This window comes from Algoriphagus machipongonensis (assembly GCF_000166275.1).
Lineage (GTDB): Bacteria > Bacteroidota > Bacteroidia > Cytophagales > Cyclobacteriaceae > Algoriphagus > Algoriphagus machipongonensis.
Map to the genome: position 1 here is coordinate 2304672 of NZ_CM001023.1, position 25346 is coordinate 2330017.

27 protein-coding genes and 3 tRNA genes are annotated in these 25346 nt (G+C 38.0%); 16 read left to right on the plus strand and 14 right to left on the minus strand.

The window, feature by feature from the left end:
- Positions 1-108: 108 nt before the first annotated feature.
- The 6 genes from ALPR1_RS21005 to ALPR1_RS09685 form a co-directional block, all read right to left on the minus strand.
- A complete protein-coding gene (locus ALPR1_RS21005) occupies positions 109-207 on the minus strand; it encodes a GIY-YIG nuclease family protein (protein ID WP_237701647.1) in 99 nt (32 codons plus the stop codon).
- A gap of 265 nt (positions 208-472) precedes the next feature.
- On the minus strand, positions 473-724 hold the full coding sequence (locus tag ALPR1_RS09665) for a GIY-YIG nuclease family protein (protein ID WP_008200285.1): 252 nt from the start codon (positions 722-724) through the stop codon (positions 473-475).
- Positions 725-870: 146 nt separating this feature from the next.
- Positions 871-1122, minus strand: a complete 252-nt coding sequence (locus tag ALPR1_RS09670; RefSeq protein WP_008200289.1) for a GIY-YIG nuclease family protein — start codon at positions 1120-1122, stop codon at positions 871-873.
- Between the two features lie 146 nt (positions 1123-1268).
- Positions 1269-1520 carry a GIY-YIG nuclease family protein gene (locus tag ALPR1_RS09675; RefSeq protein WP_008200290.1) on the minus strand — a complete coding sequence of 84 codons (252 nt, stop codon included), beginning with the start codon at positions 1518-1520 and terminating at the stop codon, positions 1269-1271.
- A gap of 51 nt (positions 1521-1571) precedes the next feature.
- A tRNA-Asp gene (locus tag ALPR1_RS09680) sits at positions 1572-1645 on the minus strand.
- 45 nt (positions 1646-1690) lie between these two features.
- Positions 1691-1764: transfer RNA gene (locus ALPR1_RS09685), tRNA-Asp, on the minus strand.
- Between the two features lie 417 nt (positions 1765-2181).
- Between ALPR1_RS09685 and ALPR1_RS09690 the strand changes: the two genes are divergently transcribed.
- The 4 genes from ALPR1_RS09690 to ALPR1_RS09705 are packed head-to-tail and all read left to right on the plus strand — an operon-like array spanning position 2182 to position 5368.
- The gene (locus ALPR1_RS09690) at positions 2182-3129 is read left to right on the plus strand and encodes an acetyl-CoA carboxylase carboxyltransferase subunit alpha (protein ID WP_040303493.1); all 948 of its coding nucleotides are present in this window, start codon (positions 2182-2184) and stop codon (positions 3127-3129) included.
- A 50-nt stretch (positions 3130-3179) separates the two neighbouring features.
- Positions 3180-4019 (plus strand): MBL fold metallo-hydrolase, encoded by an 840-nt coding sequence (locus ALPR1_RS09695; protein ID WP_008200294.1) that lies wholly within the window; start codon positions 3180-3182, stop codon positions 4017-4019.
- Positions 4009-4803, plus strand: coding sequence for a patatin-like phospholipase family protein (locus ALPR1_RS09700; protein ID WP_008200296.1), 795 nt, complete (start codon positions 4009-4011; stop codon positions 4801-4803). Before ALPR1_RS09695 ends, ALPR1_RS09700 begins: the two co-directional genes overlap by 11 nt.
- 4 nt (positions 4804-4807) lie before the next feature.
- Positions 4808-5368, plus strand: a complete 561-nt coding sequence (locus ALPR1_RS09705) for a 1-acyl-sn-glycerol-3-phosphate acyltransferase (RefSeq protein WP_008200298.1) — start codon at positions 4808-4810, stop codon at positions 5366-5368.
- A gap of 41 nt (positions 5369-5409) precedes the next feature.
- Here the strand turns inward: ALPR1_RS09705 and ALPR1_RS09710 are convergent, their stop codons facing one another.
- Positions 5410-6591 carry an aspartate aminotransferase family protein gene (locus ALPR1_RS09710; RefSeq protein ID WP_008200299.1) on the minus strand — a complete coding sequence of 394 codons (1182 nt, stop codon included), beginning with the start codon at positions 6589-6591 and terminating at the stop codon, positions 5410-5412.
- A 365-nt stretch (positions 6592-6956) separates the two neighbouring features.
- Between ALPR1_RS09710 and ALPR1_RS09715 the strand changes: the two genes are divergently transcribed.
- From ALPR1_RS09715 to ppk1, 5 genes are all read left to right on the plus strand, one after another.
- On the plus strand, positions 6957-7772 hold the full coding sequence (locus ALPR1_RS09715) for a 1-acyl-sn-glycerol-3-phosphate acyltransferase (RefSeq protein WP_008200301.1): 816 nt from the start codon (positions 6957-6959) through the stop codon (positions 7770-7772).
- Positions 7769-8737 (plus strand): GNAT family N-acetyltransferase, encoded by a 969-nt coding sequence (locus tag ALPR1_RS09720; RefSeq protein WP_008200303.1) that lies wholly within the window; start codon positions 7769-7771, stop codon positions 8735-8737. The genes ALPR1_RS09715 and ALPR1_RS09720 overlap by 4 nt, the downstream gene beginning before the upstream one ends.
- Positions 8715-9098 (plus strand): CoA-binding protein, encoded by a 384-nt coding sequence (locus ALPR1_RS09725; protein WP_008200304.1) that lies wholly within the window; start codon positions 8715-8717, stop codon positions 9096-9098. The genes ALPR1_RS09720 and ALPR1_RS09725 overlap by 23 nt, the downstream gene beginning before the upstream one ends.
- A 161-nt stretch (positions 9099-9259) precedes the next feature.
- Entirely contained in the window at positions 9260-11218 is a 1959-nt protein-coding gene (gene gyrB, locus ALPR1_RS09730; protein ID WP_008200305.1) for a DNA topoisomerase (ATP-hydrolyzing) subunit B, read from the plus strand.
- A 115-nt stretch (positions 11219-11333) separates the two neighbouring features.
- The gene (gene ppk1, locus ALPR1_RS09735) at positions 11334-13457 is read left to right on the plus strand and encodes a polyphosphate kinase 1 (protein WP_008200306.1); all 2124 of its coding nucleotides are present in this window, start codon (positions 11334-11336) and stop codon (positions 13455-13457) included.
- A 15-nt stretch (positions 13458-13472) separates the two neighbouring features.
- On the opposite strand, the gene ALPR1_RS09740 is transcribed toward ppk1, so the two are convergent.
- Genes ALPR1_RS09740 through ALPR1_RS09755 form a run of 4 tightly spaced genes read right to left on the minus strand, consistent with a single transcriptional unit; the run spans position 13473 to position 16704 of the window.
- Positions 13473-14369: a Ppx/GppA phosphatase family protein gene (locus ALPR1_RS09740; RefSeq protein ID WP_008200308.1), complete on the minus strand. Its 897-nt coding sequence runs from the start codon at positions 14367-14369 to the stop codon at positions 13473-13475.
- A 9-nt stretch (positions 14370-14378) separates the two neighbouring features.
- A complete protein-coding gene (locus tag ALPR1_RS09745) occupies positions 14379-14588 on the minus strand; it encodes a hypothetical protein (RefSeq protein WP_008200309.1) in 210 nt (69 codons plus the stop codon).
- A gap of 55 nt (positions 14589-14643) precedes the next feature.
- On the minus strand, positions 14644-16425 hold the full coding sequence (locus tag ALPR1_RS09750) for an SLC13 family permease (RefSeq protein ID WP_008200310.1): 1782 nt from the start codon (positions 16423-16425) through the stop codon (positions 14644-14646).
- Positions 16426-16428: 3 nt separating this feature from the next.
- Complete coding sequence (locus ALPR1_RS09755; RefSeq protein WP_008200311.1) at positions 16429-16704, minus strand: DUF202 domain-containing protein; 276 nt, start codon at positions 16702-16704, stop codon at positions 16429-16431.
- A gap of 48 nt (positions 16705-16752) precedes the next feature.
- On the opposite strand from ALPR1_RS09755, the gene ALPR1_RS09760 reads away from it, so the two are divergent.
- Positions 16753-17646 carry a DUF3078 domain-containing protein gene (locus tag ALPR1_RS09760; RefSeq protein WP_008200312.1) on the plus strand — a complete coding sequence of 298 codons (894 nt, stop codon included), beginning with the start codon at positions 16753-16755 and terminating at the stop codon, positions 17644-17646.
- Between the two features lie 320 nt (positions 17647-17966).
- Here the strand turns inward: ALPR1_RS09760 and ALPR1_RS09765 are convergent.
- Positions 17967-18040, minus strand: a tRNA-Arg gene (locus ALPR1_RS09765).
- Between the two features lie 19 nt (positions 18041-18059).
- A complete protein-coding gene (sucC, locus tag ALPR1_RS09770; RefSeq protein ID WP_008200314.1) occupies positions 18060-19274 on the minus strand; it encodes an ADP-forming succinate--CoA ligase subunit beta in 1215 nt (404 codons plus the stop codon).
- Between the two features lie 152 nt (positions 19275-19426).
- Here sucC and ALPR1_RS09775 point away from each other — a divergent pair, with 152 nt between their 5' ends.
- Positions 19427-20083 (plus strand): ABC transporter ATP-binding protein, encoded by a 657-nt coding sequence (locus tag ALPR1_RS09775; RefSeq protein WP_008200317.1) that lies wholly within the window; start codon positions 19427-19429, stop codon positions 20081-20083.
- Here ALPR1_RS09775 and ALPR1_RS09780 read toward each other — a convergent pair.
- Positions 20080-20529 carry a peroxiredoxin gene (locus tag ALPR1_RS09780; protein ID WP_008200319.1) on the minus strand — a complete coding sequence of 150 codons (450 nt, stop codon included), beginning with the start codon at positions 20527-20529 and terminating at the stop codon, positions 20080-20082. The two genes, ALPR1_RS09775 and ALPR1_RS09780, sit on opposite strands and share 4 nt — an antisense overlap.
- Positions 20530-20674: 145 nt before the next feature.
- Here ALPR1_RS09780 and ALPR1_RS09785 point away from each other — a divergent pair, with 145 nt between their 5' ends.
- The 5 genes from ALPR1_RS09785 (at position 20675) to ALPR1_RS09805 (ending at position 25131) form a co-directional block, all read left to right on the plus strand.
- Positions 20675-21487: a DMT family transporter gene (locus ALPR1_RS09785; protein ID WP_008200321.1), complete on the plus strand. Its 813-nt coding sequence runs from the start codon at positions 20675-20677 to the stop codon at positions 21485-21487.
- A gap of 55 nt (positions 21488-21542) precedes the next feature.
- Complete coding sequence (locus ALPR1_RS09790; protein ID WP_008200323.1) at positions 21543-23036, plus strand: nicotinate phosphoribosyltransferase; 1494 nt, start codon at positions 21543-21545, stop codon at positions 23034-23036.
- Positions 23026-23652, plus strand: a complete 627-nt coding sequence (pncA, locus tag ALPR1_RS09795; protein ID WP_008200324.1) for a bifunctional nicotinamidase/pyrazinamidase — start codon at positions 23026-23028, stop codon at positions 23650-23652. Before ALPR1_RS09790 ends, pncA begins: the two co-directional genes overlap by 11 nt.
- 3 nt (positions 23653-23655) lie before the next feature.
- Positions 23656-24168: an acyl-CoA thioesterase gene (locus ALPR1_RS09800; protein ID WP_008200326.1), complete on the plus strand. Its 513-nt coding sequence runs from the start codon at positions 23656-23658 to the stop codon at positions 24166-24168.
- A gap of 378 nt (positions 24169-24546) precedes the next feature.
- Entirely contained in the window at positions 24547-25131 is a 585-nt protein-coding gene (locus ALPR1_RS09805; protein WP_008200328.1) for a hypothetical protein, read from the plus strand.
- Positions 25132-25346: the final 215 nt, after the last annotated feature.

The window sequence follows — 25346 nt, forward strand, 5'->3', positions numbered from 1 at the left end:
TGTATTTCAATTCTCTTTGAAAATGGTTAGGGAGTTTGTTTTTATAACGTGTACTTCTTTCCAGACTAATTTCCAAGGCTGCTTTCTGGCAGTATATCCTCGATGTTTTTAGTTATGCTTGCGAAGTCTACTTTCAGGATCTTTGCTTGATCCAATGTAGAAAGATTGATCCTTCTCAGATTGAATGATATAAGTGTAAAAACACATAAAAATGACTGTTAAAAGAAAAAAGAGGCTGTCTCAAAACTTTCAAATTTGTCTGCCTGAGCGGAGTCGAAGGCCTTTTTGAGCGAAAAGACCGACATTTCGATTTCGAGACTCTCGTCTCTCAAGTGCTCAATGTGACAAAAACCAAAAATGAGACAGCCTCTTTTAAGCGGAATAGCCTGTCCCGACTTTTCGGGAGACGGGACTCGAACCCGCGACCTTCCCGATAGATCGGGACAAGCATTCTAACTATATAGAATTATGTTTAAAGGGATTTCGAAATTAAATCCTCAAGAAATTTTTTCGATTTCTGTTTTTTTAGGAAAAGTTCTCGCTTGATGGCATCAGATTTTTGTGGGTGTACTTCTTTCCAGACTAATTTCCAAGGCTGCTTTCTAGCTGTATATCCTCGATGTTTTTGGTTATGCTTGCGAAGTCTACTTTCAGGATCTTTGCTCGACCCAATGTAGAAAGATTGATCCTTCTCAGATTGAATGATATAAGTGTAAAAACACATAAAAATTGCTGTTAAACGAAAAAAGCCTCGAATTACTTCGAAGCTTTTAAGCGGAATAGCCTGTCCCGACTTTTCGGGAGATGGGACTCGAACCCGCGACCTTCCCGATAGATCGGGACAAGCATTCTAACTTTATAAAATTAGGTTTACTGGGATTTCGAAATTAAATCCTCAAGATATTTTTTCGGTTTCTGTTTTTTTAGGAAAAGTTCTCGCTTGATGGCATCAGATCTTGTAGGGAATACTTCTTGCCAGACTAATTTCCAAGGCTGTTTTCTAGCTGTATAATCTCGATGTTTTTGGTTGTGCTTGCGAAGCCTACTTTCAGGATCTTTACTCGACCCAATGTAGAAAGATTGATCCTTCTCAGATTGAATGATATAAGTATAAAAACACATAAAAATAGCTGTTAAACAAAAAAAGCCTCGAATTTCTTCGAAGCTTTTAAGCGGAATAGCCTGTCCCGACTTTTCGGGAGACGGGACTCGAACCCGCGACCTTCCCGATAGATCGGGACAAGCATTCTAACCATATAGAATTAGGTTTAACGGGATTTCGAAATTAAATCCTCAAGAAATTTTTTCGATTTCTGTTTCTTTAGGAAAAGTTCTCGTTTGATGGCATCAGATTTTTGTGGGTGTACTTCTTTCCAGACTAATTTCCAAGGCTGCTTTCTAGCTGTATATCCTCGATGTTTTTGGTTATGCTTGCGAAGTCTACTTTCAGGATCTTTGCTCGACCCAATGTAGAAAGATTGATCCTTCTCAGATTGAATGATATAAGTGTAAAAACACATAAAAATTGCTGTTAAACGAAAAAAGCCTCGAATTACTTCGAAGCTTTTAAGCGGAATGGACGGGACTCGAACCCGCGACCTCCTGCGTGACAGGCAGGCATTCTAACCAGCTGAACTACCACTCCAATATTTTAAAAGAATTTGTTGATGACTTTTTCATCAAAATTAAGCGGAATGGACGGGACTCGAACCCGCGACCTCCTGCGTGACAGGCAGGCATTCTAACCAGCTGAACTACCACTCCGTTTTTTACAAAATTTTGGGATTGAAGTAACTTTTTACTTCCCCTCTGTTTTTGAGTGATGCAAAGGTAGGTTTTTGAATCATTAATACAAAAGTCCATTAAAAAAAAAGAGTAAAGAAATTGTATTGACTTCTGATTCAAGGAGATAAATTTTAATTGACTTTAAGTAAAAATATAGTCAAATGGCCTAAAGATCCTTTTTTGAAGCTGTTGTTCTCGGGGATTTTTAAATTATCATGCTATTAAATTTTGCCTTTTGTGGAAAATTCATTCTATTAACTTTCAGGAAGATCAATTTTTGCTTTATTGATAAAAATTTGATAGTTCTTGATAATCAAGAGCTTCGGAAGTGAATGTGTAATAATTTTATTTCTCTATGGGATATTGCTTATCTTTAACCTTTCAAAAATCACCAAAATGGTATTAGAATTCGAAAAACCAATCGCTGATTTAGAGCAAAAACTTCAGGAAATGAAGGATTTAGCCAAGGGGAGAAACATAGATTTAACTTCAGATATTGAATCATTAGAAGAAAAAATCCTGGCTTTGAAAAAAGAAACGTTTCAGAATTTAACTCGCTGGCAAAGGGTGCAGCTTTCACGGCATGCAGATAGACCTTATGCTTTAGACTACATCTACGAAATAACCAATGATTTTATTGAGTTGCACGGCGACAGAACTGTGGCAGACGATAAAGCAATGGTAGGCGGATTAGGAGATATTGACGGTAGATCTGTCATGTTTATCGGCCAGCAAAAAGGTAGAAATACCAAACAGCGTCAAATGAGGAATTTTGGGATGGCAAATCCTGAAGGATATAGAAAGGCGTTGAGGCTGATGAAAATGGCCGAGAAATTCGGTAAGCCGATTGTAACATTGATAGATACTCCAGGGGCATTTCCAGGATTAGAAGCTGAAGAAAGAGGGCAAGGAGAAGCCATTGCTCGAAATCTGAAAGAGATGTTCATGTTAAAAGTTCCTGTGATTTGTATTATCATAGGTGAAGGAGCATCTGGTGGAGCTTTGGGTATAGCTATCGGAGATAGAGTCATGATGTTAGAAAATTCTTGGTATTCAGTTATCTCTCCTGAAAACTGTTCCACAATCCTTTGGAGAAGTTGGGATTACAAAGAGCAGGCTGCCGAATCATTGAAACTAACAGCAGTGGATATGAAAGGAAATGGTTTGATAGATGATATTATTCCTGAGCCTTTGGGAGGTGCACATAGAGATATGAAAAAGATGGCTCTTAATTTAAAAGAAGCTTTGGTAAAGGCTTTGAAAGAGTTGGATAAGGTGAAACCGGAAAAGAGAATTGAACAGCGCATCGATAAGTTTTGCTCGATGGGCGTAGTTGTAGAATAAAACATATCCCGAGCTTCTTTTAGAGTTCGGGATTTTTCATTCAGATCTATATGGATTTATACGTTGTAAATACGGGTTTTTTTAAGTTGGATGGCGGTGCCATGTTTGGGGTGGTTCCCAAGACCTTATGGTCGAGAACCAATACTGCAGATGAAAACAACTTATGTACCTGGGCAATGCGCTGTATGCTGGTTGTCGATGAGGGAAGAGTAGTGCTTATTGACAATGGAATTGGAGATAAGCAGGATGCTAAGTTCTTTTCTCATTACTATCTACATGGAGAAGATTCACTTAGGGGAAGCTTGATGAAATTGGGAGTTCACCCCACAGATATTACGGATAATTTTTTAACTCACCTTCATTTTGATCATTGTGGAGGTGGTGTAGGCTATGGATCACATGGTCAATATGAGATGACTTTTCCAAGAGCGAAGTATTGGTCAAATAAAGATCATTGGCAATGGGCAACAGTTCCTAATGCCAGAGAGAAAGCTTCCTTTTTAAAGGATAATATCCTTCCTATGGAAGAAATGGGTCAACTGGAGTTTGTTGATTTAAAATCCAAATCATTGTTCAAAGGATTTGATTTTATTACCGTAGATGGCCATACTGATAAGCAAATGCTTCCGAAGCTTCAATACAAAGGAAAAACCATTGTATTTGTAGCTGACTTATTGCCTTCAGTTGGGCATATCCCAATTCCTTATGTAATGGGTTATGATACACGCCCGTTACTGACATTGGATGAGAAAACACAGTTTTTGGAAGAAGCAGCTAGAGAAGGGTATGTTCTGTTTTTTGAACATGATCCGATCAATGAATGCTGTACGGTGAAAATGACTGAAAAAGGAGTCAGGGTGGATCAAACCTTCAAACTCCATGAAATCTAATTTGAAAATTGGAATTGCTCTTTCCGGTGGAGGAGTAAGGGGAATCTCACATCTGGGAGTTTTAGAAGGTCTCAATGATGCAGGTATTTTTCCTACAAAAGTTTCTGGCACTTCAGCAGGAGCCATAGTAGGAGCTATGTACTGTAAAGGGTATCGCCCAAAAGAAATCCTGAAGATCATTGTTGAGACAAACTATTTTAAATTTATGCGCCCAGCAATTTCTCTTACAGGTATTCTAAAGATGAAGTCTGTTGGAGACTTGTTTAAGTTATATCTCAAAGATGATTGCTTTAGTGATTTAGAAACCCCATTGACAGTAGCTGCCACCGACATTAAAAAAGGAAAAGTAGTTTATTTCTCAGAAGGAAATTTGATTGATCCTATTTTAGCATCTTCCTGTATTCCAGGGATGTTTGACCCAATCGTAATTGATCAAAAGTATTATGTGGATGGGGGAGTGCTAAATAATCTACCTGTAGAACCTTTGGAAGGAATTTGTGACTTCGTGATAGGAGTAAACTGTAACCACCTACCTGAAGAAAGTAATATTCGAAACATGAAAAGTCTGATCGAAAGATCGGTGATCATGTCGATGAATTATAACGTGTATAGTCGAAAGTCTAAGTGTGATTTCTTTATTGAGGCAGAGGGTCTTGGTAAGTATGGAGTTTTTGATATCAAAAAAGCCCAGGAATTATTTCAAGCAGGATACGACCGAGTATCACAATTTATTGATGAAAATCCTGCAATTTTGGAGCTCGCAACAAAGGAAAAGAAAAAGTAAAGTTATGATGAAGTTGTTGTCCCGTTTCGTTTTTTGGATTTCAGGTTGGTCTTTAAATGCCAATTGGCCTGATGGATTAAAAAAAGCAGTTTTGATTGCAGTTCCTCATACATCCAATTGGGATATACTATATGCAAGAGCCGCTTTTTTTCTTATGGATATTCCTGTCAGGTTTACCATCAAGAAAGAAGTGATGGTTGGACCTCTAGGTTGGTTGCTTTCCGGCTTGGGAGCAATTTCTATTGATAGAAAAAGAATTCCTGGAGGAAGAAAGCAAACCTATACTGAAGCGATGGTATCGATGCTGAAGGAAAGAGATGAATTGGTGATTATGGTGACTCCTGAGGGAACAAGGTCACAAGTGAAAAGATGGAAATCAGGGTTTTATCATATTGCACTTGGAGCAGATGTCCCTATTGTGGTGGGATATTTAGATTATAAAAAGAAGGAAGCGGGAATAGGTCCATGTCTTTATCCCGATGGAAATATGAATGAACAAATTGAAGAGCTGAAAGCCTTCGGAAGGACTGTAACAGGAAAGCATCCTGAAAAAGGAATACTATAAACAAAAGCCCTGAAATTCAATTTCAGGGCTTTTTTATGTGGCTAAGCTTCATTTATTGCTTTTAAAATGATTTCGCAAGCCTCCTCAATTTCTTTCGCGGAAATGGTTAATGGGGGTGCAATTCGCATGGAATCGTCGCAGAAAAGAAACCAATCTGTGATGACTCCTAATTCAATCGCTCTGTCGATAATTGGTTTCACCACCTCAAAAGATTCGAATTCCACAGCCATCAACAAACCTTTATTTCGAATGGATTTTATTTTTGGATGAATTAGTAAAGACTTGAACTGATCTGCCTTTTGCTCTACTTGGCTGATTAAATTCTCATTCTTTAAAATTTCAATAGTAGCCAATGCTGCTGCTGAAGAAACGGGATGCCCACCAAAGGTGGTAATATGACCTAGTAGTGGGTTGTTCTTGAAAACAGACATCATTTCCTGACTTGAGATAAATGCTCCTATAGGCATTCCTCCGCCCATTCCCTTGGCACAAACAATGATATCTGGGGTAATCCCGTAATGTTCAAATGCCCAGAACTTACCTGTTCGTCCAAATCCAGCCTGGATTTCGTCCAAGATCAACAAAGTGCCAGTCTCATCACATTTTTTTCTGAGTGCCTGAAAGTATTCCTTTGTGCTTGTCCGGATGCCAGCTTCTCCCTGAACTGTTTCAAGTATGACAGCAGCAGTATCTTCATTGATTTGATCCATCTCTTTTGGGGCACCAAACTGAATATTGAATACACCAGGTAATAAGGGCCTGTAGGCACGCTTGAAGATTTCATTCCCGCCTACACTAAGTGCCCCATGAGAACTCCCGTGGTAGGCATTGACGCAAGAGATGATATTTCTTTTGCCTGTGTATCGTTTGGCTAATTTCAAGGCTCCTTCCACTGCCTCTGAACCACTATTTACCAAATAAACATTGTCAAGATTTGCTGGAAGCGTATCACATAAAGCCTTGGCAAGTTGGGATTGTGGTGACTGAACATATTCACCATAGACCATTAGGTGTAGATATTTGTCCAATTGCTCCTGAATGGCTTGGAGTACTTTAGGGTGCCTGTGGCCCACATTGCTAACTCCAATTCCTGAAATAAGGTCCATGTATTTTTCACCTTTAGGCCCAAAAAGGTATACACCTTCAGCTTTTTCCACTTCGATCATCAGGGGGAAATCCGTAGTTTGTGCTAAATGTTGAAGGAATAATTGCCTATTGTTCATGTTGAAATGTGTTCAAAAGATTCGAATTGTTTCACAAAGTTTTGAATTTTTTACTCATTGCCCTGTGAATGAATTTCTCATTACAAAAGTATAGAATTATTAAAGAATGAAGTCTGGAGAAATATTTCCATGCTAATTCATCTGGATAATGATTACCTAATAATTGTGGGGACAAAAAAGGCGATATTGGATTATTATTGTCAAGAAAAAAAGAATTAACTGAATTGGTAATCAGGGGGCTAGTATGAAAGTTGAATTCCTATCCCCAACTATTTCAGTTTTTTCTTATTTTTAATCATATTTTTCCAAAAAATAAAGTTGATTTTAATCAATTTTCACCCTACAAAACGCATTAAAAGCAATCCATGCCCGATAAGATTATCGATGTCAAAAAGGTTATAAAAAGCAAAAATCCCAAACTTTTGAAATGGATGCCGGGCTTTGCATTATCCTATATTCGTAAGGTGATCCACGAGGATTGGTTAAATGATGTGATGGGGAGAATCCATCATCTTTACGGGCTTGATTTTGTATATGCCGTAATCAGGGAATTGGAGATTGATGTAGAATTGGTGGGTGGAGAGAAAATCCCGAAAGAAGGAGGAGTAATCATCGCAGCCAATCATCCGCTTGGAGGAATTGATGGAATTGCATTGATGTATGCAGTCGGGAAAATAAGACCAGATATTCGATTTCTGGTAAATGATTTATTGATGTCTTTCGAAAATTTCCAGCCCATGTTTGTTCCAGTGAATAAATTGGGAAAAAATTCTCAAAAGAGTCTGGATAACATCGATAAGGTATATGCCGGGGATTCTGTAGTGATGGTATTCCCTGCTGGATTGGTTTCTAGAAAGTTTCCAGAAGGAATAAGAGACTTAATGTGGAAGAAAAGTTTTATAACAAAGGCCAAAAAGTATCAAAAAAATATAATTCCTTGCTTCATTGATGGGAAGAATTCGAAGTTTTTTTACAATTTGGCTAATTGGAGGAAGAAGTTAGGGGTACAAGTTAATATTGAGATGTTTTATCTTGCGGATGAAATGTATCATCAGCAGGGTAAAAAAGTAAAAGTCCATCTTGGTGAGGTCATTCCTTTTCAAAGTCTTGATTCAAGTAAATCAGATGCGAAATGGGCTTTTCATGTGAAAGAATTGGTGTACAAATTAGGACAATCATGAGTAAAGAAGAAGAAATTATTCCTGCAGTTGATAAGGCTTTGATCAAAGCAGAACTTACAGCTGATCGATTTCTTCGATATGCAAATAATGGAGATAATCTGGTCTATTTAGTCAACTATCATAATTCGCCGAATGTGGTACGTGAGATTGGAAGACTCCGAGAAATAACTTTTAGAGCAGCTGGGGGAGGTACAGGGCAAGCATTGGATCTTGATGAAAATGATACCTGCGAAAATTGTTATGAACAATTGATTACCTGGAGTCCAGAGAATGAAGAGATTGTGGCGGGCTACCGTTTGATAAAGTGTAAAAATGCTGTTTTACAGGATGGGAAATTGAATTTATCTACCACTCATCTTTTTAATTTTTCTGATCAATTTATTCAAGAGTTCATTCCAAGTACCATTGAATTAGGTAGATCTTTTGTGCAACCCAAGTATCAACCAAGCATAGATAATAGAAAGGGAATATTTAGCCTGGATAATCTTTGGGATGGTTTGGGTGCTGTGGTATTATTAAACCCCGATATCAAGTACTTATTTGGAAAGGTTACCATGTATCCCCACTATAACCGGGAAGCAAGAGACCTGTTGTTGATGTTTATGAATCATTATTTCCCAGATAAGGCAGGTTTAGTAACTCCAAAAGCTGACTTAAAGCTAGGGTATGAATCAGATCTGCCGAATAAAGGGAATCCTTTTTTAGAATTGTCCTATAAGGAAGGATATAAGCTGTTGAATACACGTATTCGTGCCTACGGAGAGAATATTCCACCATTGATCAATACGTACATGAATCTTTCACCCACGATGATGACTTTCGGTACAGCGTTAAACGATGAGTTTGGTGAGGTAGAAGAGACAGGAATATTGATAACCTTGAAAGATATTTACGAAACCAAAAAACACAGGCATATGGATACCTTTGAAAGAGATCGTGAATATGGAAGTAGAGAAATCAAATAAACGTACTCTTATTGCGGGAGCAAGTCCGGACCCTTCTAGGTATGCCTTTACGGCAGCTACGTTTTTGAATCGGTTGAATATACCATTTGTTCCAATTAGTATAAAAAAAGGAGAGGTGCTGGGAGAAACGATTCTACCCTTAAAGGAAAAACCACCTATTGAAGGAATTCATACTATTACGCTCTATTTAAACGCTACCCATCAGCAAGAGTGGGAGGATTATTTTTTGTCTTTGAAACCTAAAAGGATAATTTTTAATCCTGGCGCAGAAAACCCCAGCTTGTATCATAAAGCAGAACAAGAAGGAGTGGTATGTTTAAATGCCTGTACTTTGGTGATGCTAAGTACTGGACAGTACTGATAATCAGAGAGTAAAGCCTTTGTTTTTCGAGTGGCTATTTTACTCTTTTTGGCTTGGTAAAATGCTAGTTAAAGTCACTTTTTTTATCTATCTTGCGTATTCTTAAAATGAACACAAAATCACCATTCTAAGGCCCATTTTGAGGGTTTTCTCCAGAAAATATGAGTGAAGAAAAAGCGAAAAAACCTGCAGGTTACGGAGCAGGAAACATCCAGGTATTGGAAGGTTTGGAAGCAGTCCGTAAAAGGCCTGCCATGTACATCGGGGATGTTGGAGTTAAAGGACTTCATCACCTGATTTGGGAAGTTGTAGATAACTCAGTCGATGAAGCGTTAGCAGGACATTGCGATACAATCCATGTAACTGTCAATGTAGATAATTCGATTACTGTTGAAGATAACGGTAGAGGTATTCCAACGGACTGGCATGAGAAAGAGCAAAAATCTGCTTTAGAAGTAGTTTTGACTGTATTGCACGCCGGAGGTAAGTTTGATAAAGATACTTACAAAGTTTCCGGAGGTCTACATGGAGTAGGGGTTTCCTGTGTGAATGCCTTGTCCACGGATCTTAAAGCAACAGTCTTTAGAGATGGCGTCATAACTGAGCAGGAATTTAAAATCGGGGTTCCACAATATCCGGCCAAGGAAGTTGGCAAGACGGATAAAAGGGGAACGATGATTCATTTCAAGCCAGATGATAGCATTTTTACCCATACCGAATATAAGTACGAGACGATTGCAAATCGTTTGAGAGAAATGGCTTTCCTAAATGCAGGAGTCAGAATTTTTCTAAAGGATTTACGTGAGATTGAGGAAGATGGGAATGCTCGCACAGATGAATTTTATTCTGAAGGTGGGCTAGTTGAATTTGTTCAATATCTGGACAATACAAGAGAAAAAATCATTGAAGAGCCTATTTACATTGAAGGTGAGTTTAATTCTGTGCCTGTACAGGTGGCCATGAATTATAATACTTCCTATTCTGAAAATGTGGTTTCTTATGTGAATACGATTAACACCTATGAAGGCGGTACACATGTAACGGGCTTCAGAAGAGCATTGACTAGAACCTTGAAGTCTTATGCCGATAAGTCTGGCATGTTGGACAAGCTGAAATTGGAGGTTTCCGGAGATGACTTCCGTGAAGGTCTGACGGCAGTAATTTCAGTGAAGGTTGCTGAACCGCAGTTTGAGGGTCAGACAAAAACCAAACTTGGTAACTCTGAAGTGGTAGGTGCAGTAGATTCTGCAGTTTCTGAAACTTTACAGTCCTGGCTGGAAGAGCATCCAAAAGAAGCTAAAATCATCGTAGGTAAGGTGGTTCTCGCTGCCCAAGCAAGACATGCTGCTAGAAAAGCACGTGAGATGGTTCAAAGAAAGAACGTTCTCGGTGGCGGTGGCTTGCCAGGAAAATTAGCGGATTGTGCTAATTCAGATCCAACCGTTTGTGAATTATATCTAGTCGAAGGGGACTCAGCTGGTGGTTCTGCTAAGCAAGGTAGAGATAGAGACTTTCAAGCAATTTTGCCTTTAAAAGGTAAAATCCTGAATGTCGAGAAAGCTCACGAACATAAAATTTACGATAACGACGAAATCAAGAACATCCTTACTGCACTTGGAGTTAAATTCGGGACAGTAAATGATGATAAAGAATTAGACCTTTCTAATCTAAGATACCATAAGATCATCATCATGACGGATGCTGATATTGATGGTTCGCACATTCGAACCCTGATCTTGACACTGTTCTTTAGATATATGAGAACATTGATCGAGAAAGGCTTTATCTACATCGCTTTGCCACCACTTTATTTACTGAAAAGAGGTAAGGACGAACGATATTGCTGGACAGAGGAAGAGAGAAAACTCTTGACCAAGGAAATGGCAAAAGATGGTAAAGAAGATAGTGTGGGAATTCAGAGATACAAAGGTTTGGGTGAGATGAACCCAGAGCAGCTTTGGACTACAACCATGGATCCTAACGTAAGAACGATTAAGCAAGTGACGATTGATTCAGCTGCAGAAGCAGATCATTTGTTTAGCATGCTCATGGGAGATGAAGTGGCACCAAGGCGAGAGTTCATCGAGAAAAACGCCAAATATGCTAAAATTGATACTTAAGGCTAATTTGAATATTAAAAAGGGGCCTTGTGCCCCTTTTTTCATTCATTAACAATTTGATAACGTCAGGATTGACAAAGAGATAATAAATTGCCAACCCAAATATTAAGTTTTTATGAAACTGGCAGTAAAAGATAAATACGAATCCATTATCCAGAAAAGTGATTTGGTCAGCCGAGATTTAAGCTGGTTGAAATTTAATGATCGTGTATTAGATCAATCTAAAAAAGAGGAAAGGACAATTTTTGATAAATTGAAGTTTCTGGCCATCACTGCTTCGAATTTAGATGAGTTTTTTATGATTCGAGTAGGCTCACTCTATAATTACCTTGATTACGACAAAGAGCGAGTTGATTATTCAGGATTAAGAGAAGAACCTTTTAAGACTAAGTTGATGAATGATTGTCAGGTCTTTCATAAAGATCAACACAATCATTTTACCGATGTGATATTGCCAGGGTTGGACCAAGAGGGAGTAAGCTTGGTGAATATTTCTAAACTATCGGATTCTGAAAAGGGTAAAGTAAAAGACTACTTCGAAAAAGCGATATACCCCATGTTGACCCCGATGGTCTATGATGGATATAGAACTTTCCCGATCCTAATGAATAAGCTCTTGGTCTTCGGTGTGGTTACGACCAGCCCAGGAGAAAGAAAGGATATGAAGAAGCTGAGCTTTGTTCAGATCCCATCTAATATCCCAAGGTTTTTCGAGATCGAAAGAGAGAATTCTCTACTACTCATTCCAATAGAAGAGGTTATTCGAGAGCATATTATTTCCCTTTTCAGAAATGTAGAAATAGAAGGGATCAGCCTTTTTAGAATTACCAGAAACGGGGATTTTACTTTGGAAGAATCAGAAGATATGGATGCAAACTTCTTGGAAGAAGTGAAGCGGAAATTGATGGAGCGTAAAACTGGAAGGGTTGTAAGAATTGAAATTGAGGAAGGGTATAGCAAATGGATGCTAAACTCTTTATTGGAGCGATGGAATCTGAAAATGGATTCTGTTTTTCTGACTAAAAGAGCCAGCATGATCGATTTTACCGGTATGTGGCAGATTGTGGGTAACAAAAGATTTAGAGATCGTTTACCTGCTGTTCCAGCACCCGTCAATCCACTTTCATATCCTGAAGAGGGTAGAGCAGATATTTTTGATACGCTTAAGAGTAAGGATATTCTGCTGCACCATCCTTATAATAACATTGATTCTATTCTTGATCTTATCAATAAAGCCGCTGAAGATCCAGATGTAATGGCTATCAAAATGACTATTTATCGTTTGGCGAAGGATAGTCAGATTACCAAAGCCTTATTGAAAGCTGCAGAGAATGGTAAGCACGTGTCAGTACTTTTTGAAGTAAAGGCAAGGTTTGATGAGGAAAACAATATTCGCGAAGCGAAGCGACTTCAAAAAGCAGGTTGTTTTGTGATTTATGGTATTACTCATTTAAAAACGCATACGAAGCTCTTGCTGATTGTTAAGAAAAACTCAAGTGAGATCACACGCTACGTACATTTAGGTTCTGGAAATTATAATGAAGATACGGCAAGACTGTATACTGACATTGGACTCTTAACAACTAATGAAACATTGGCCAATGATGTCTCCGAGTTCTTCAACGTAATCACAGGGCATTCCATGCCTAGTCAATACACCAATTTGATTACTGCTCCTAGAGATATGAGGAACCAGTTGATCGATTACATAGAACAAGAAGCCGAAAATGCTAGAAATGGACTTCCAAGCGGAATCTTCATCAAAGTTAATTCCTTAGAAGACTCTGAATCCATTTATGCCTTGTATAGAGCCTCTCAGTCAGGTGTAACCATCAAAGTAATCGTAAGAGGTATTTGTTGTTTAAGACCGCAAAGAGTGGGGTTGAGCGATAAAATTGAAGTGATTTCAATAGTAGGTGATTTCTTAGAGCATTCCAGAATCTATCATTTCCATAACAATGGGAACACGAGGACCTATGCTGGAAGTGCTGATATGATGGTTCGTAGTTTTGATAAGAGATTAGAATCCTTGTTTAAAGTAGAATCTCCATTGCTTGAGAAGCAATTGATGAATATCCTTGCTTATAATCTAAGGGACAATGTCAATGCCTATACCATGCAAGAAGACGGTACTTATATAGCAAAAAAACCAATTGGAGATGAGGAGGAGTTTAATGTGCACCGAGAATTTTTCAATTTGGATCCGGATAAAGTAAGCCAAGTTCAGCTGGTAAATTAATATCAAAAGCCTCTTTTAAAGAGGCTTTTTTTGATTCTTGGCAAACAATTTTCTAATCATCCCATCTGCTAATCCAAGGTTTGGAACCAACATTTCTTTAGAATTTGCTAATTCCATAACCCTCCTATAGATTTTTCCAGCGGGGATGATGACATCCGCTCGATCTTCATTCAGGTTTAATTTATTGACTCGCTCTTCGAAGGTCATGGATTCAAGAAGTTGCAAGGTTTCCTGAATTTCGGAGAAACTTAGTTTTTGGTCTTTTGAATTTCTTGGAGAAGCTTTTTGGGCCAATTCATTTATTTTACTGATGTTACCACCGGTACCAATCGAGCATAAATTTGAGGTAGTTAATAACTCTTGCTTAAGAAACTGTTCTAATGCATCCCATTCAGCGCTTAGGTTTTTGTTCTCTAATACTCGGATGGAACCGATCTGAAAAGATCGGGATGCTGTTTTTTGATTTTGCTGATAAAGATTGATTTCAGTGCTTCCACCACCAACATCAATATGGATGTATGCTTGATTGTCTAAAATACTAATCAAGGATTCATTGACTAACGTAGCTTCTTCTTCTCCTGAGATGATTTGGATCGTCAATCCAATTTCTTTTTCTATTGCATCTGCTATCATTCTTCCATTTGTGCTTTCTCGCATCGCAGAAGTAGCGCAGACCATATGATCTTCCACCTCATAAAGGTCGATTAAGAGCTTAAAAGCTCTCATGAGTTTCAGAAATTTTTCTGCTTTGTCTTTACTGATATTTCCAGTTTGAAATACATCTAAGCCTAACTTCATTGGAAACCGAATGTATTCCAATCTTTTAAAGCGATGCTGACCTTCAAAATAAGTCACATTAGTGATCTGCATTCTGATTGCATTGGAACCGATATCTATGGCAGCAAACTTCAAATTGTATGTTTATTTCTTTTTTGAAATGACCACTAAAATAACTCCCGCTGCCAATACTGCTCCGCCAGCATAGGAAGGCCAGTTTACCTCATGTTTTTTATTCGCATTGATCTGAATAGGTCCGGCATCGACCACATTTTCTTTGGTAGTAAAACTTAGATTGTTGCTGAATAACATAAAGATGCCAGCGAGAATAAGGACAAAGCCAAATATTTTCATTGCGTGTTTTTTAACTTAAGTCTTCAAGAATATTGCCAATTGCCAGAATAAAGAATTAGAATGGAAATAAAATGGGAATGCCAATAGTTCCTATGATCCAAAATAGGATGTTTAGAGGTGTGCCGACTAATAAATAATCTTTAAAATTATAATTCCCGGGAGAATAGATCATCGTGTTGGTTTGATATCCCATAGGGGTCATGAAGCTTAAGCTAGCTGCAAAGGTTACCGCCATCAATAAGGGTCTGGAGTCAACACCTAAGCTATTGGCTATACTGATCGCAATAGGAGCCAGGAGAGCGGCTGTCGCATTGTTTGACATGACATTAGTCAATAAAAATGTCAGTCCAAAAATACCTCCTAAAACAATCCGTGGACCATATTCTCCTAATCCATTCACGATTGACTCCCCGAGCAATGCAGATCCCCCAGTTTTCTCTAAAGCAGCTCCCATAGATAAAATTCCTACCAACATTAATATCACTTTCCAGTCAATTGCTTTGTAGGCCTGCTCTGTTGTGATTACTCGAGTAATGACCATGGCAACAGCACCTGCCATCGCACTTACTACGATTGGTAAGATGTTCAAAATTGCTAAGGCCAAAACAGCCGTCATAATGATCAGGGTAAGAATCGTTTTCGTTTTATTGAGATTCCTAGTTCTAGATTCTGAGACTAAAAGCAGTCCTTCAGTTTCATAGATAGACTGAATACTTTCTTCAGTTGCTCTAAGAAGGAGTATATCTCCAGGAGCTAATCGGGTTCTGGTAAGAAGCGTATCAAGCATTCCTTTTCTATGTCTGATTCCGATGATCAAAACCTGATTAAAAAGCTCTTTAAAGTTTAATTCCTTGATGCTTTTCTTGATCAAAAATGAACTAGGGGTAATTACTGCTTCATATAGGCGCTCTTCTTCTCCAGTTACAAGTTCTTCTTCCCATACCAACTCTGCTTTTAATTTGATTCCTGGATATGCTTTTAGTTTTTCTAGCGTCTCTTTATCTGAGCTAAATCGGATGAGATCACCTTTCAGGATTGCTGTATTTGGGTAAACTCTGATTTTTTGTCCATCTTCTCTTATGATTTGTAAAGGTTGAATGGGGAGTTTGTTAAATAATTTCTGCTTTGAAACTTGTTCTTGCAACTGAGTGAAATCTTCGGTGATTATTAATTCTGATAGATAATTCCCTAGTTCCATAGAATCTCCAAACAGCTCCTTACTTTTTCTACTGGGTAATAAAAACCTTCCTACAAAAGCCATGTAAAGGATGCCGAATAATAGAAAGACAAGACCCATAATACTCATCTCAAAAATCCCAAATGCAGGTAAGCCAGCATTCTCTGCAATTCCACTAACAAGTATATTGGTACTTGTGCCAAGTAATGTGCATACTCCACCCATCAATGCACCAAATGAAAGAGGCATCAAAAGTTTGGAAGGAGGGATTTGGTTGTTTTTTGAAAGTTGAATCACCGCAGGCATCAAAAGGGCCACTACAGCAGTATCACTGATAAAAGCTGACAACACCCCGGCGGAAACCATTAAGGTAAGCATGAGTCTAAGCTCACTCTTTTTTGCTTGTTTACTTAACCGGTAGCTAAAGGAATCCAGAACTCCAGTACTGAAAATTGCTGCTGATAAAACAAACATCGAGGCGACGGTCAAAGTTGCTGAATTGGAGAAACCAGCTAAACCTTCTTTGATATCCAAAATGCCAGTAATTAAAAATAAGATCATTACTCCGATGGAAACAGTATCAATGGATAGCTTTTCAGTTAAGAAAAGAACCATTGCCAAACCTATGATGGAGAGCGTTAAGGCGATATCAAAATCCATAAATTACATATTGAGATAATTTCCTTTTTTGAGTCTAGATTTTATTCGGAAGAAATTGATAAAACCCAAAATGAAAATTGAAAAACTCAATCCGAGTGCCAGATAACCTAATTCACGGACATGGTCAAGTTTTTCGACTTCAAATAATGCGATACCACTGACCAAAAAATATAAAGAAGTCCTTATAAAGGCCAGTAAGGTCCTCTGATTTGCTAAAGTAGTACGTTGTCTGGCTAAAAAATCTCTAATTAACAGTTCACTTTCCATGTCATTTTCCATATTTGTATTTCAATGTTTTAAATTTAATAAGTTATAAACTGATATATTATGAAGAGAATCTCTACACTTTTCCTTTTTGTATTTCTAACAGGGCATTTATTTGCTCAATCAGAACCTGAAACCACCCCTGTAGATACCAGCTATTGGCTCAAGGAAATTAGTGGTGGGTTAAATTTAAATCAAGCGTCTTTTTCCGGCAACTGGCAAGGCGGTGGTGTCAATTCAATTGCTGTGGGAACTTACCTTTATGGAAGAGCTAATTATGCTAAAGATAAGTGGTCTTGGGATAATACGATGGACTTAACGTACGGGGTAGTTAAAAATAAAGATGAAGAAGGAAGAAAGTCAAACGACAGGATTTATTTGGATTCTAAAGTGGGTTACGAAATTAATGATAAGTGGGATTATTTCTTTGCTGTAAACTTCTTGTCGCAATTTGCTCCGGGTTATGAGTTTGAAGATGATGACAAAACCCTAATTTCAAAATTTTTCAATCCAGCCTATTTAACTACCTCACTGGGAGTGGAGTATAAGCCAAATGATGAATTTAGTCTGAGAATGGCACCTTTTGCTCCTAGATGGACATTTGTGACTGATACCACTTTACATAATAATGTCCCTACTAATTACGGGGTTGAAATCGGGAAGAAAGTTCGAACTGAATGGCTAGCCTTTAGCTTATTGGCAGATTGGAACAAGAAGTTAAGTGAGAATCTTACTCTAAAAATGAGATATCAGATGTATGCCAATTATGAGACATTAGCTTTTGATACGATTGATCATCGGTTAGACTTGGGTTTAGAAGCTAAAGTGTCGAATTTAATTAATGTGAGTTTAACCAGTATGAGCATCTACGATTTGGATCAGGACGATAAAATCCAATTTAGCCAAGGGCTTGCTTTAGGCATCTCATTTAAGCGCGGAAATTTCCCCGAAGAATAAAATAAGGAGAATAATTAAATACAAATTTATATTTGGAATTTTGATTTAATTATAATTGTATTATTTTTGAATTCATTGTGGTAGTTAAATAATAGTTGGTTTAGTTTTCAAATAAAGGGCAGGAGATTTTCTCCTGCTTTTTTATTGCCCTAAGGCCTATTTTGGCCATTTTTTTAAATCTCCAGTTAAATCCCCGAATAATCCAATTTTCTATTCTTTAACCGTTAGATATACTAAGAGTTGAAGCTATATTTTGGGTACTTCATCAATTCTATTTTAGTATAAACGAAAAAAGCCCAGACTTTCGTCTGAGCTTTATGTACACGCGGAAGGATTCGAACCCTCAACCCTCGGAGCCGAAATCCGATATTCTATCCAGTTGAACTACGCGTGCCTGAAAATTTCAGTTTTTTTTATCCTTGAAGAACCGCCTGAACTTTGTCAGCAGCTTCTTTCAACGTGATCGCAGAAGCAACTTTCAATCCTGATTCATCAATGATTTTTGCACCTTCAACTGCATTAGTTCCTTGTAGTCTTACGATAATAGGAACACGGATATCACCAATAGATTTGTAAGCTTCAACCACACCATTTGCAATACGGTCACATCTTACGATACCACCAAATACATTGATAAGGATCGCTTTAACATTAGGGTCCTGAAGAATAATTCGGAATCCAGCCTCTACGGTAGTAGCGTTTGCGCCTCCTCCTACATCTAGGAAGTTAGCAGGCTCGCCACCAGAAAGCTTGATCATATCCATGGTTGCCATTGCAAGGCCGGCACCATTTACCATACAACCTACGTTTCCGTCAAGTTTTACGTAATTCAATCCTGATTTTCCTGCTTCTACTTCCAAAGGATCTTCCTCAGACAAATCTCTAAGATCTGCAAGGTCCTTATGTCTGTAAAGTGCGTTGTCATCCAAATTTACTTTGGCATCAACTGCAAGAATTTTATCGTCAGAAGTTTTTAATACTGGGTTGATCTCAAATTGAGAAGAGTCAGTTCCTTCGTATGCTTTGTAAAGAGCGGCAATAAACTTCACCATTTCTTTAAATGCAGTACCGGTCAAACCTAGTTTGAAAGCAACTTTTCTAATTTGGAAACCTTGAAGTCCGACTTTAGGGTCGATCCACTCCTTAATGATTTTTTCTGGAGAGTTTTCTGCCACATCCTCAATGTCCATTCCACCTTCAGTAGAAGCCATGATTACATTACATCCTTGTGCTCGGTCAAGCAAAATAGATAAATAGTATTCCTTTGGCTCAGAGTCACCTGGATAATAGACGTCCTCTGCTACTAAGATTTTATTGACAACTTTGCCTTCCGGTCCAGTCTGATGCGTCACCAAAGTCCCGCCCAGAATTGCTTTAGCTTTGTCAGCTACATCTTCTAGTTTTTTTGCAAGAACCACACCATTGGATCCAGTTTGTTGGATTTTACCTTTACCTCGGCCTCCGGCATGAATTTGAGCTTTGATCACGTACCAGGAAGTTCCGGTTTCAGCGTTGAGTTTAACAGCTGCTTCATGAGCTGCTTCTGGATTGTCGGCTACAATACCGTTCTGAATGCGAACTCCATATCCTTTTAATACTTCTTTAGCCTGATATTCGTGAATATTCATCCTATGAAAATTTTTGCTCGAAGTTAAGCTCAAAGTGTCGATAAATCAAACGTTGAATTGTCCTTTCTTACCGAAATTTCCTGTTTATTGCCTATTCAATTGTTCAATAGGATTAGATTTATTCTAATTTTATACCTCTTAAAAAACTTACCATGCTGAAAGCCAGTGGCATCCATAAGCACTACGGAAATTTACATGTTTTAAAAGGAGTGGATCTTGAAATTTCTTCTTCGGAGATAGTTTCTATCGTTGGTTCCTCCGGCGCAGGAAAAAGTACCTTACTCCATATTTTGGGAACCCTGGATAAACCCGAAATGGGGAACCTTGAAATGAATGGAAAAGACCTACTGAAATTGACCGGAGAAGAATTGGCTAGTTTTAGAAACGAACAGATTGGTTTGATTTTTCAATTTCACAACCTTCTTCCTGAGTTTACTGCTTTGGAGAATATTAAGATTCCTGGTTTGATCAAAGGAACTTCTGAAAACAAATTGATGAAAAGAGCAGGGGAATTAGCCGAAATCCTAGGGATTAGTCATCGATTGGATCATAAGCCGGCTACTGTTTCTGGAGGGGAGCAACAAAGAATCGCTGTCGCAAGAGCTTTGATAAATGATCCCTTGGTAGTTTTCGCTGACGAACCCAGTGGTAACCTGGATACAGAAAATGCCCAATCCCTTCATTCCTTGTTTTTTACTTTAAGAGAAGAGTTAAAGCAGGCATTTGTCATTGTAACCCATAACAATGAACTCGCTGAAATGGCTGATAGGAAAGTGACTATGAAAGATGGTTTGATCCTTGAAGATTAAGCATTTAAGCTTCGTAGCATTTTATTGATATGCTTTTTGGCTTCAAACATATCAGAGAAGGATTCGATGATCATATGGTTTTCGTCTAATAAATAGGTGATCCTTTTGGGCATTTTGATCAAGGGAATTAAAGCATCATATGCCTTACATACTTTTCCTGAAGGATCCGAAAGTAGGTCGAATGGAAGTCTATGAGCCTTTTTAAACCTTTCATGAGTAGGTATATCATCTTTGCTGATTCCTAAAATGGGGATGTTAAGATCTCGAAATGCCTCAAATTGGTCCCTAAACTCACAAGCTTCTTTTGTACATCCAGGTGTGAAGTCCTTAGGATAAAAATAGAGGACCAAGGCTTGATCTTTAAAATCCTTCGATAAGTTGACTTTTTTGTCACCTGTTGATGCAAGGGTGAAATTTGGTGCTTGAGTTCCTTTTTTTAATCCCATAATGTTGGGTAAACTGTCTAGGGAAAATAAAAGTTTTAGAAATTTCATAAACTCTCAAACTTCCATGAACTATCTGGGTACTTTTGACATTTGATTCAGAATACCACCAAATAAGTTTCCAGTGAAAATATCTAGTGTCCAGTCTATGCTGTTAGCTGGTGTATTTTTTGCCTTGATGAATGTATCGGTTAAATACATTCCTCATATTCCCGCAATAGAAATTATTCTGTTCAGGTCATTTTTCAGTCTGATTTTTAGCTTCATGCTTTTGAGACGTCAGCGGGTGAATATTTTCGGGAATAACAGGAAGTTATTGGTTTTAAGAGGAGTGGTAGGGTCAGTAGGGCTCATCTCTTTTTTCTTTACACTGCAAAATATTCCATTGGCTAGTGCAGTGACTCTTCAATACCTTTCACCGATCTTGACGACCTTGTTGGGGATATTTATAGTGAAAGAGAAAGTGAAACCCATTCAGTTTGTCTTTTTTACCATTTCTTTTTTAGGAGTAATGATGGTTCAGGGCTTTGATACCCGAGTAAATCTGCTGTATGCCGGAATTGGTTTTATTTCAGCACTCTTTTCAGGGTTGGCCTATAATGTCATCAGGAAGCTAAAAAATACAGAACATCCATTAGTAATTATTTTTTACTTTCCGTTAGTGACTTTACCTATAGCTGGGGTAATCAGTTTCTTTACTTGGGTGCAACCAGTAGGTTGGGACTGGTTGATTCTTCTGTGGATTGGTCTATGTACCCAAACTGCTCAGTACTTTATGACAGTGGCCTACCAAAATGCGAATGTTTCTAAAATTTCTAGCCTGAGCTATTTAGGAGTATTCTATGCCTTGATTTTTGGTTTCTTCTTTTTTGGAGAAACCTACTCCTTGATGGCCTATATAGGGATGGGGATGTTACTGTTAGGTGTGATTTTAAATTACAGGGTGAAAAACGCAGCTTAACCTTTGTTTGTACGGTCAATCCTCAATCTTTACCTTTATAGTCTAGCGACTTTATATGAAAATTACCAAAGACTTATACCAAGGCTCTTTGGCCTTGTTGACTGATTTTTATCAAATCACCATGGCTTATGCCTATTGGAAATCAAATAAAGCTGAGCAAGAAGCCGTGTTCTCTTTATTTTTTCGGAAACATCCATTTCAAGGTGGATTTACCTTGGCAGCAGGACTTGATTATGTGATTGATTATTGCAAGAGCTTTAAATTTGAGGAGAAGGATATTTCCTACTTGCGTGAAATGAAAGCTAAGGATGGGGCAAAGATGTTTGACCCAAAATTCTTGGATTACTTGGCTAAAATGAAGTTTAGCTGTGATATTGATGCCATTGAAGAAGGAACTGTGGTATTCCCTAATGCACCTATGATCCGAGTAAAAGGTCCATTGATTCAATGCCAACTGCTAGAGACTCCTTTGTTAAATATTTTCAACTTTCAAACTCTGATAGCTACTAAAGCCGCAAGGATAAATTTAGCGGCTAAAGGTGAACCAGTGCTCGAATTTGGATTAAGGAGAGCGCAGGGAATAGATGGTGCTTTGGCAGCATCCAGAGCATCATACATTGGAGGCTGTTCTTCTACCTCCAATGTGATGGCAGGAAAGCTTTTTGGTATACCTGTATCAGGCACTCATGCTCATAGTTGGATTATGTCTTTCGAAACTGAATTGGAAGCCTTTGAGGCCTACGCAGAAGCTTTTCCTGATCAATGCATTTTCTTGGTTGATACTTATGATACACTCAATGGCGTCAAGAATGCCATCAAAGTGGGAAATGCACTGCGGAGCAAGGGGAAAGAAATGATGGGAATTCGAATTGATTCTGGAGATTTGGCTTATTACAGTAATCAAGCCCGGCAAATGCTTGATGAAGCAGGTTTTCCAGATGCGAAAATTGTCGCTTCAAATGATTTAGATGAGCATATTATTACTTCTTTGAAAGGGCAGGAGGCTTCAATTAATGTTTGGGGAGTAGGAACCAAATTAGTTACAGCCTTTGACCAACCTGCTTTGGGGGCAGTTTATAAATTGTCAGCCATCAAGGGAGAAGACGGTTCATTTGTGCCTAAGATTAAAGTTTCCCAACAATCCTTAAAAATCAATGTTCCCGGTTTGCATAATGTAAAACGCTACTATTCCAAAGGAAAAGCGGTAGCTGACATGATTTATCTAGAAGGTCAGGAAATCAATCCAAAAGGCACTGTTATCATTGACCCAACTGATAATGCGCGTAGGAAAAGGATTATGCCTTTGTTTTACCAAGAGGAGGAGTTATTGAAGCCTATTTTTAGAAATGGAAAGTTGAAATATAAAAGTCCAAACTTGGAGACTATAAGAAAGAGGGCTTCAGATCAACTTGATACTTTGGATAAGACACACAAGAGATTGGTGAACCCTCATTTATACCCGGTAGGTTTAGAAGAAAACCTGCACCATTTAAGGACCGATTTGGTTTTAAAAGCTCAACAAATGGATCAAGCATCAGATGAGAAGTAAAGAAGAGGCATTGATTATAGTAGATGTTCAGAAAGATTTTCTACCAGGTGGGGCTTTAGAAGTCAAGGATGGAGATCAAATCATTCCTATTATCAACAGACTTCAAAAAGAATTTGAATTGGTTGTAGCCACCCAGGATTTTCACCCTGCCGACCATAAAAGTTTTGCAGCAAACCATGAAGGGAAGAAAGTAGGTGATTTTGTCAAACTAGGAGGGTTAGATCAGTTCCTTTGGCCTGTGCACTGTGTACAAGGATCTGAAGGTGCCTCATTTGAGAAAGACCTTGAAAAAAAGTCCTGGGCTGAAATATTTCAAAAAGGAAAAAATCCAGAAGTGGATTCTTATTCAGGTTTTTTTGACAATGCCAGAAAAGGAGATACAGGTTTAGGAGATTATTTAAAAGAGAAAGGCGTGAAATCGGTTTATATCACTGGGCTTGCTCTAGATTACTGTGTCAAGTTTACAGCGATGGATGCATTAAGCCTTGGGTTTGAAACTTTCTTAGTGAAAGATGCTAGCAGAGCAGTCAATATTACTCCTGAGGATGGGGGGAATGCATTGAAAGAAATGCAAGAGGCAGGGATTCAAATTATCACTAGTCAAGAAATACTTTAAATCATGTTTGAATACGATCCACAGAAACATTATCCGCATGAAACAGAAAGTCGAGTTGTTGTTCGCTTTCAGGATTGCGATCCACTAAGGCATTTAAACAATGCGAAGTATTTTGATTATTTCTTCAATGCAAGGGAGGATCAAGTTCCCAAACTTTATGGGCTTGAGGTTATGGATTTGATTAAAAAGTATAAAGCTGCTTGGGTAGTTTACAATCATAACATCAGCTACGTGAAGCCAGCGATGGTTGGGGAATGGGTGAGAATCATGAGCCGTATTATATGGCATAACCATAATACCATTGTCATAGAGTATTATATGTGTGATGATTCTAAAAAGGAATTGAAAACCTTGCTTTGGTCTACGATGAGGTATGTGACCTTGGCCGAAGGAAAGTCTACAGACCATACAGGAGCTGTGATGGATTTCTTAAAAGCGACTTCCGGAAACATTGATATTTCAGAGATCAATATCAAGGATCGAGTTAAGGTTTTGGCGAAAGAACTCAAAAAATAAATTTGATTTAAGTCAAAAATATGTGTCTCAGCGAACAAGACCTGTACATCAGCGTACAGGTTTTTATTTTTTAAAGTATTTGAAATCAAGCACTTGAAATTTTTAAAAAATTATTTTTTCATAAAAAATACAATAATCTGTAACCGGGAAATTTTAAAAATCAGGCCAAATCTGTCCGCTACTATGACAGTCGAACAAGAAAATCTCTAAAAATGTTCGATAAAGGTCGGTAAAATGTCTATACAGGAAAATAATATTTTGTGTTTTTCAACATTTGTTAACAATTGCTTGATCCTGAAAGAGGGTGTTTTGGCATGCTAAAATTGGTTTGGTATGGCCTTAGTGTAATAGTAAGCACAACACTAAACCAACAATATCATGAAAACTTTATTCACTTTAGCTCTGGCTGGCGCCCTTTCTTTTAGCGCCTTGGCCAATGCAGACGACGATTTAAGAGCATTATCAGACGTCAATTCTAATTTCAAAAAAATCAATGTTCTACTTAAAGAAGGAGTAGGCCAAGCAAAGATTGCCATTTTGGATCTGGATGGTAAAAAACTACACCAGAAAAAAGTAAAAGTAAAAAATGACGATATAATGGTCCCTTATAATATGGACGACCTACCATGCGGAGAATATCTGGTGATGATTTCTACCGAAGATGAAGAGGTGGTTTATACCGTGGAAACTAAGGAAAAGCCAATACCTGCTACTGAATTACCTTTGATGGCTTATGGTAAGACTGTCGATGAAAATACAATTAATCTTACTGTGATAGGACTTACTGTACCTGGTGTTCAGGTTCAAGTAAAAACCGAAAAAGGTGGCTTGGTAATTCATGAGGAATATATAGACCAAGAAGATGGGTTCAAAAAGGATTTTTCCTTTAATGGAATAGATCCAGAAGATATATACTTAGAATTAACTGATGCCTTAGGCAGATTTAAAGTAGTTCACTTCTAAGAATTAAGATTTAGTTTAGTTGATGAAAGAGCTCCGACCATACGGGTTGGTGCTTTTTTTTGTTTACAAAGTGAAGTGTCTCCCCTTAGTGTTTTTGTGAAAGTACTGTCTTTCAAACGTTATTTTCAATGTAGTTTTTTAAAGGTAAAAACGTTTCTTTTCGGACGTTTGATGTACAATTTTGTACAGAATACCATTATAAAAAATAGGAGGGG

Coding starts and splice junctions, on each gene's coding strand:
- sucC (WP_008200314.1), bottom strand. CDS start 19,274: ATGAATATTCACGAATATCAGGCTAAAGAAGTATTAAAAGGATATGGA.
- ALPR1_RS21005 (WP_237701647.1), bottom strand. CDS start 207: ATGTGTTTTTACACTTATATCATTCAATCTGAGAAGGATCAATCTTTC.
- ALPR1_RS09690 (WP_040303493.1), top strand. CDS start 2,182: ATGGTATTAGAATTCGAAAAACCAATCGCTGATTTAGAGCAAAAACTT.
- ALPR1_RS09705 (WP_008200298.1), top strand. CDS start 4,808: ATGATGAAGTTGTTGTCCCGTTTCGTTTTTTGGATTTCAGGTTGGTCT.
- ALPR1_RS09675 (WP_008200290.1), bottom strand. CDS start 1,520: ATGTGTTTTTACACTTATATCATTCAATCTGAGAAGGATCAATCTTTC.
- ALPR1_RS09725 (WP_008200304.1), top strand. CDS start 8,715: ATGGAAGTAGAGAAATCAAATAAACGTACTCTTATTGCGGGAGCAAGT.
- ALPR1_RS09670 (WP_008200289.1), bottom strand. CDS start 1,122: ATGTGTTTTTATACTTATATCATTCAATCTGAGAAGGATCAATCTTTC.
- ALPR1_RS09710 (WP_008200299.1), bottom strand. CDS start 6,591: ATGAACAATAGGCAATTATTCCTTCAACATTTAGCACAAACTACGGAT.
- gyrB (WP_008200305.1), top strand. CDS start 9,260: ATGAGTGAAGAAAAAGCGAAAAAACCTGCAGGTTACGGAGCAGGAAAC.
- pncA (WP_008200324.1), top strand. CDS start 23,026: ATGAGAAGTAAAGAAGAGGCATTGATTATAGTAGATGTTCAGAAAGAT.
- ALPR1_RS09755 (WP_008200311.1), bottom strand. CDS start 16,704: ATGGAAAATGACATGGAAAGTGAACTGTTAATTAGAGATTTTTTAGCC.
- ALPR1_RS09695 (WP_008200294.1), top strand. CDS start 3,180: ATGGATTTATACGTTGTAAATACGGGTTTTTTTAAGTTGGATGGCGGT.
- ALPR1_RS09750 (WP_008200310.1), bottom strand. CDS start 16,425: ATGGATTTTGATATCGCCTTAACGCTCTCCATCATAGGTTTGGCAATG.
- ALPR1_RS09780 (WP_008200319.1), bottom strand. CDS start 20,529: ATGGGATTAAAAAAAGGAACTCAAGCACCAAATTTCACCCTTGCATCA.
- ppk1 (WP_008200306.1), top strand. CDS start 11,334: ATGAAACTGGCAGTAAAAGATAAATACGAATCCATTATCCAGAAAAGT.
- ALPR1_RS09785 (WP_008200321.1), top strand. CDS start 20,675: ATGCTGTTAGCTGGTGTATTTTTTGCCTTGATGAATGTATCGGTTAAA.
- ALPR1_RS09745 (WP_008200309.1), bottom strand. CDS start 14,588: ATGAAAATATTTGGCTTTGTCCTTATTCTCGCTGGCATCTTTATGTTA.
- ALPR1_RS09665 (WP_008200285.1), bottom strand. CDS start 724: ATGTGTTTTTACACTTATATCATTCAATCTGAGAAGGATCAATCTTTC.
- ALPR1_RS09700 (WP_008200296.1), top strand. CDS start 4,009: ATGAAATCTAATTTGAAAATTGGAATTGCTCTTTCCGGTGGAGGAGTA.
- ALPR1_RS09805 (WP_008200328.1), top strand. CDS start 24,547: ATGAAAACTTTATTCACTTTAGCTCTGGCTGGCGCCCTTTCTTTTAGC.
- ALPR1_RS09760 (WP_008200312.1), top strand. CDS start 16,753: ATGAAGAGAATCTCTACACTTTTCCTTTTTGTATTTCTAACAGGGCAT.
- ALPR1_RS09715 (WP_008200301.1), top strand. CDS start 6,957: ATGCCCGATAAGATTATCGATGTCAAAAAGGTTATAAAAAGCAAAAAT.
- ALPR1_RS09800 (WP_008200326.1), top strand. CDS start 23,656: ATGTTTGAATACGATCCACAGAAACATTATCCGCATGAAACAGAAAGT.
- ALPR1_RS09720 (WP_008200303.1), top strand. CDS start 7,769: ATGAGTAAAGAAGAAGAAATTATTCCTGCAGTTGATAAGGCTTTGATC.
- ALPR1_RS09790 (WP_008200323.1), top strand. CDS start 21,543: ATGAAAATTACCAAAGACTTATACCAAGGCTCTTTGGCCTTGTTGACT.
- ALPR1_RS09775 (WP_008200317.1), top strand. CDS start 19,427: ATGCTGAAAGCCAGTGGCATCCATAAGCACTACGGAAATTTACATGTT.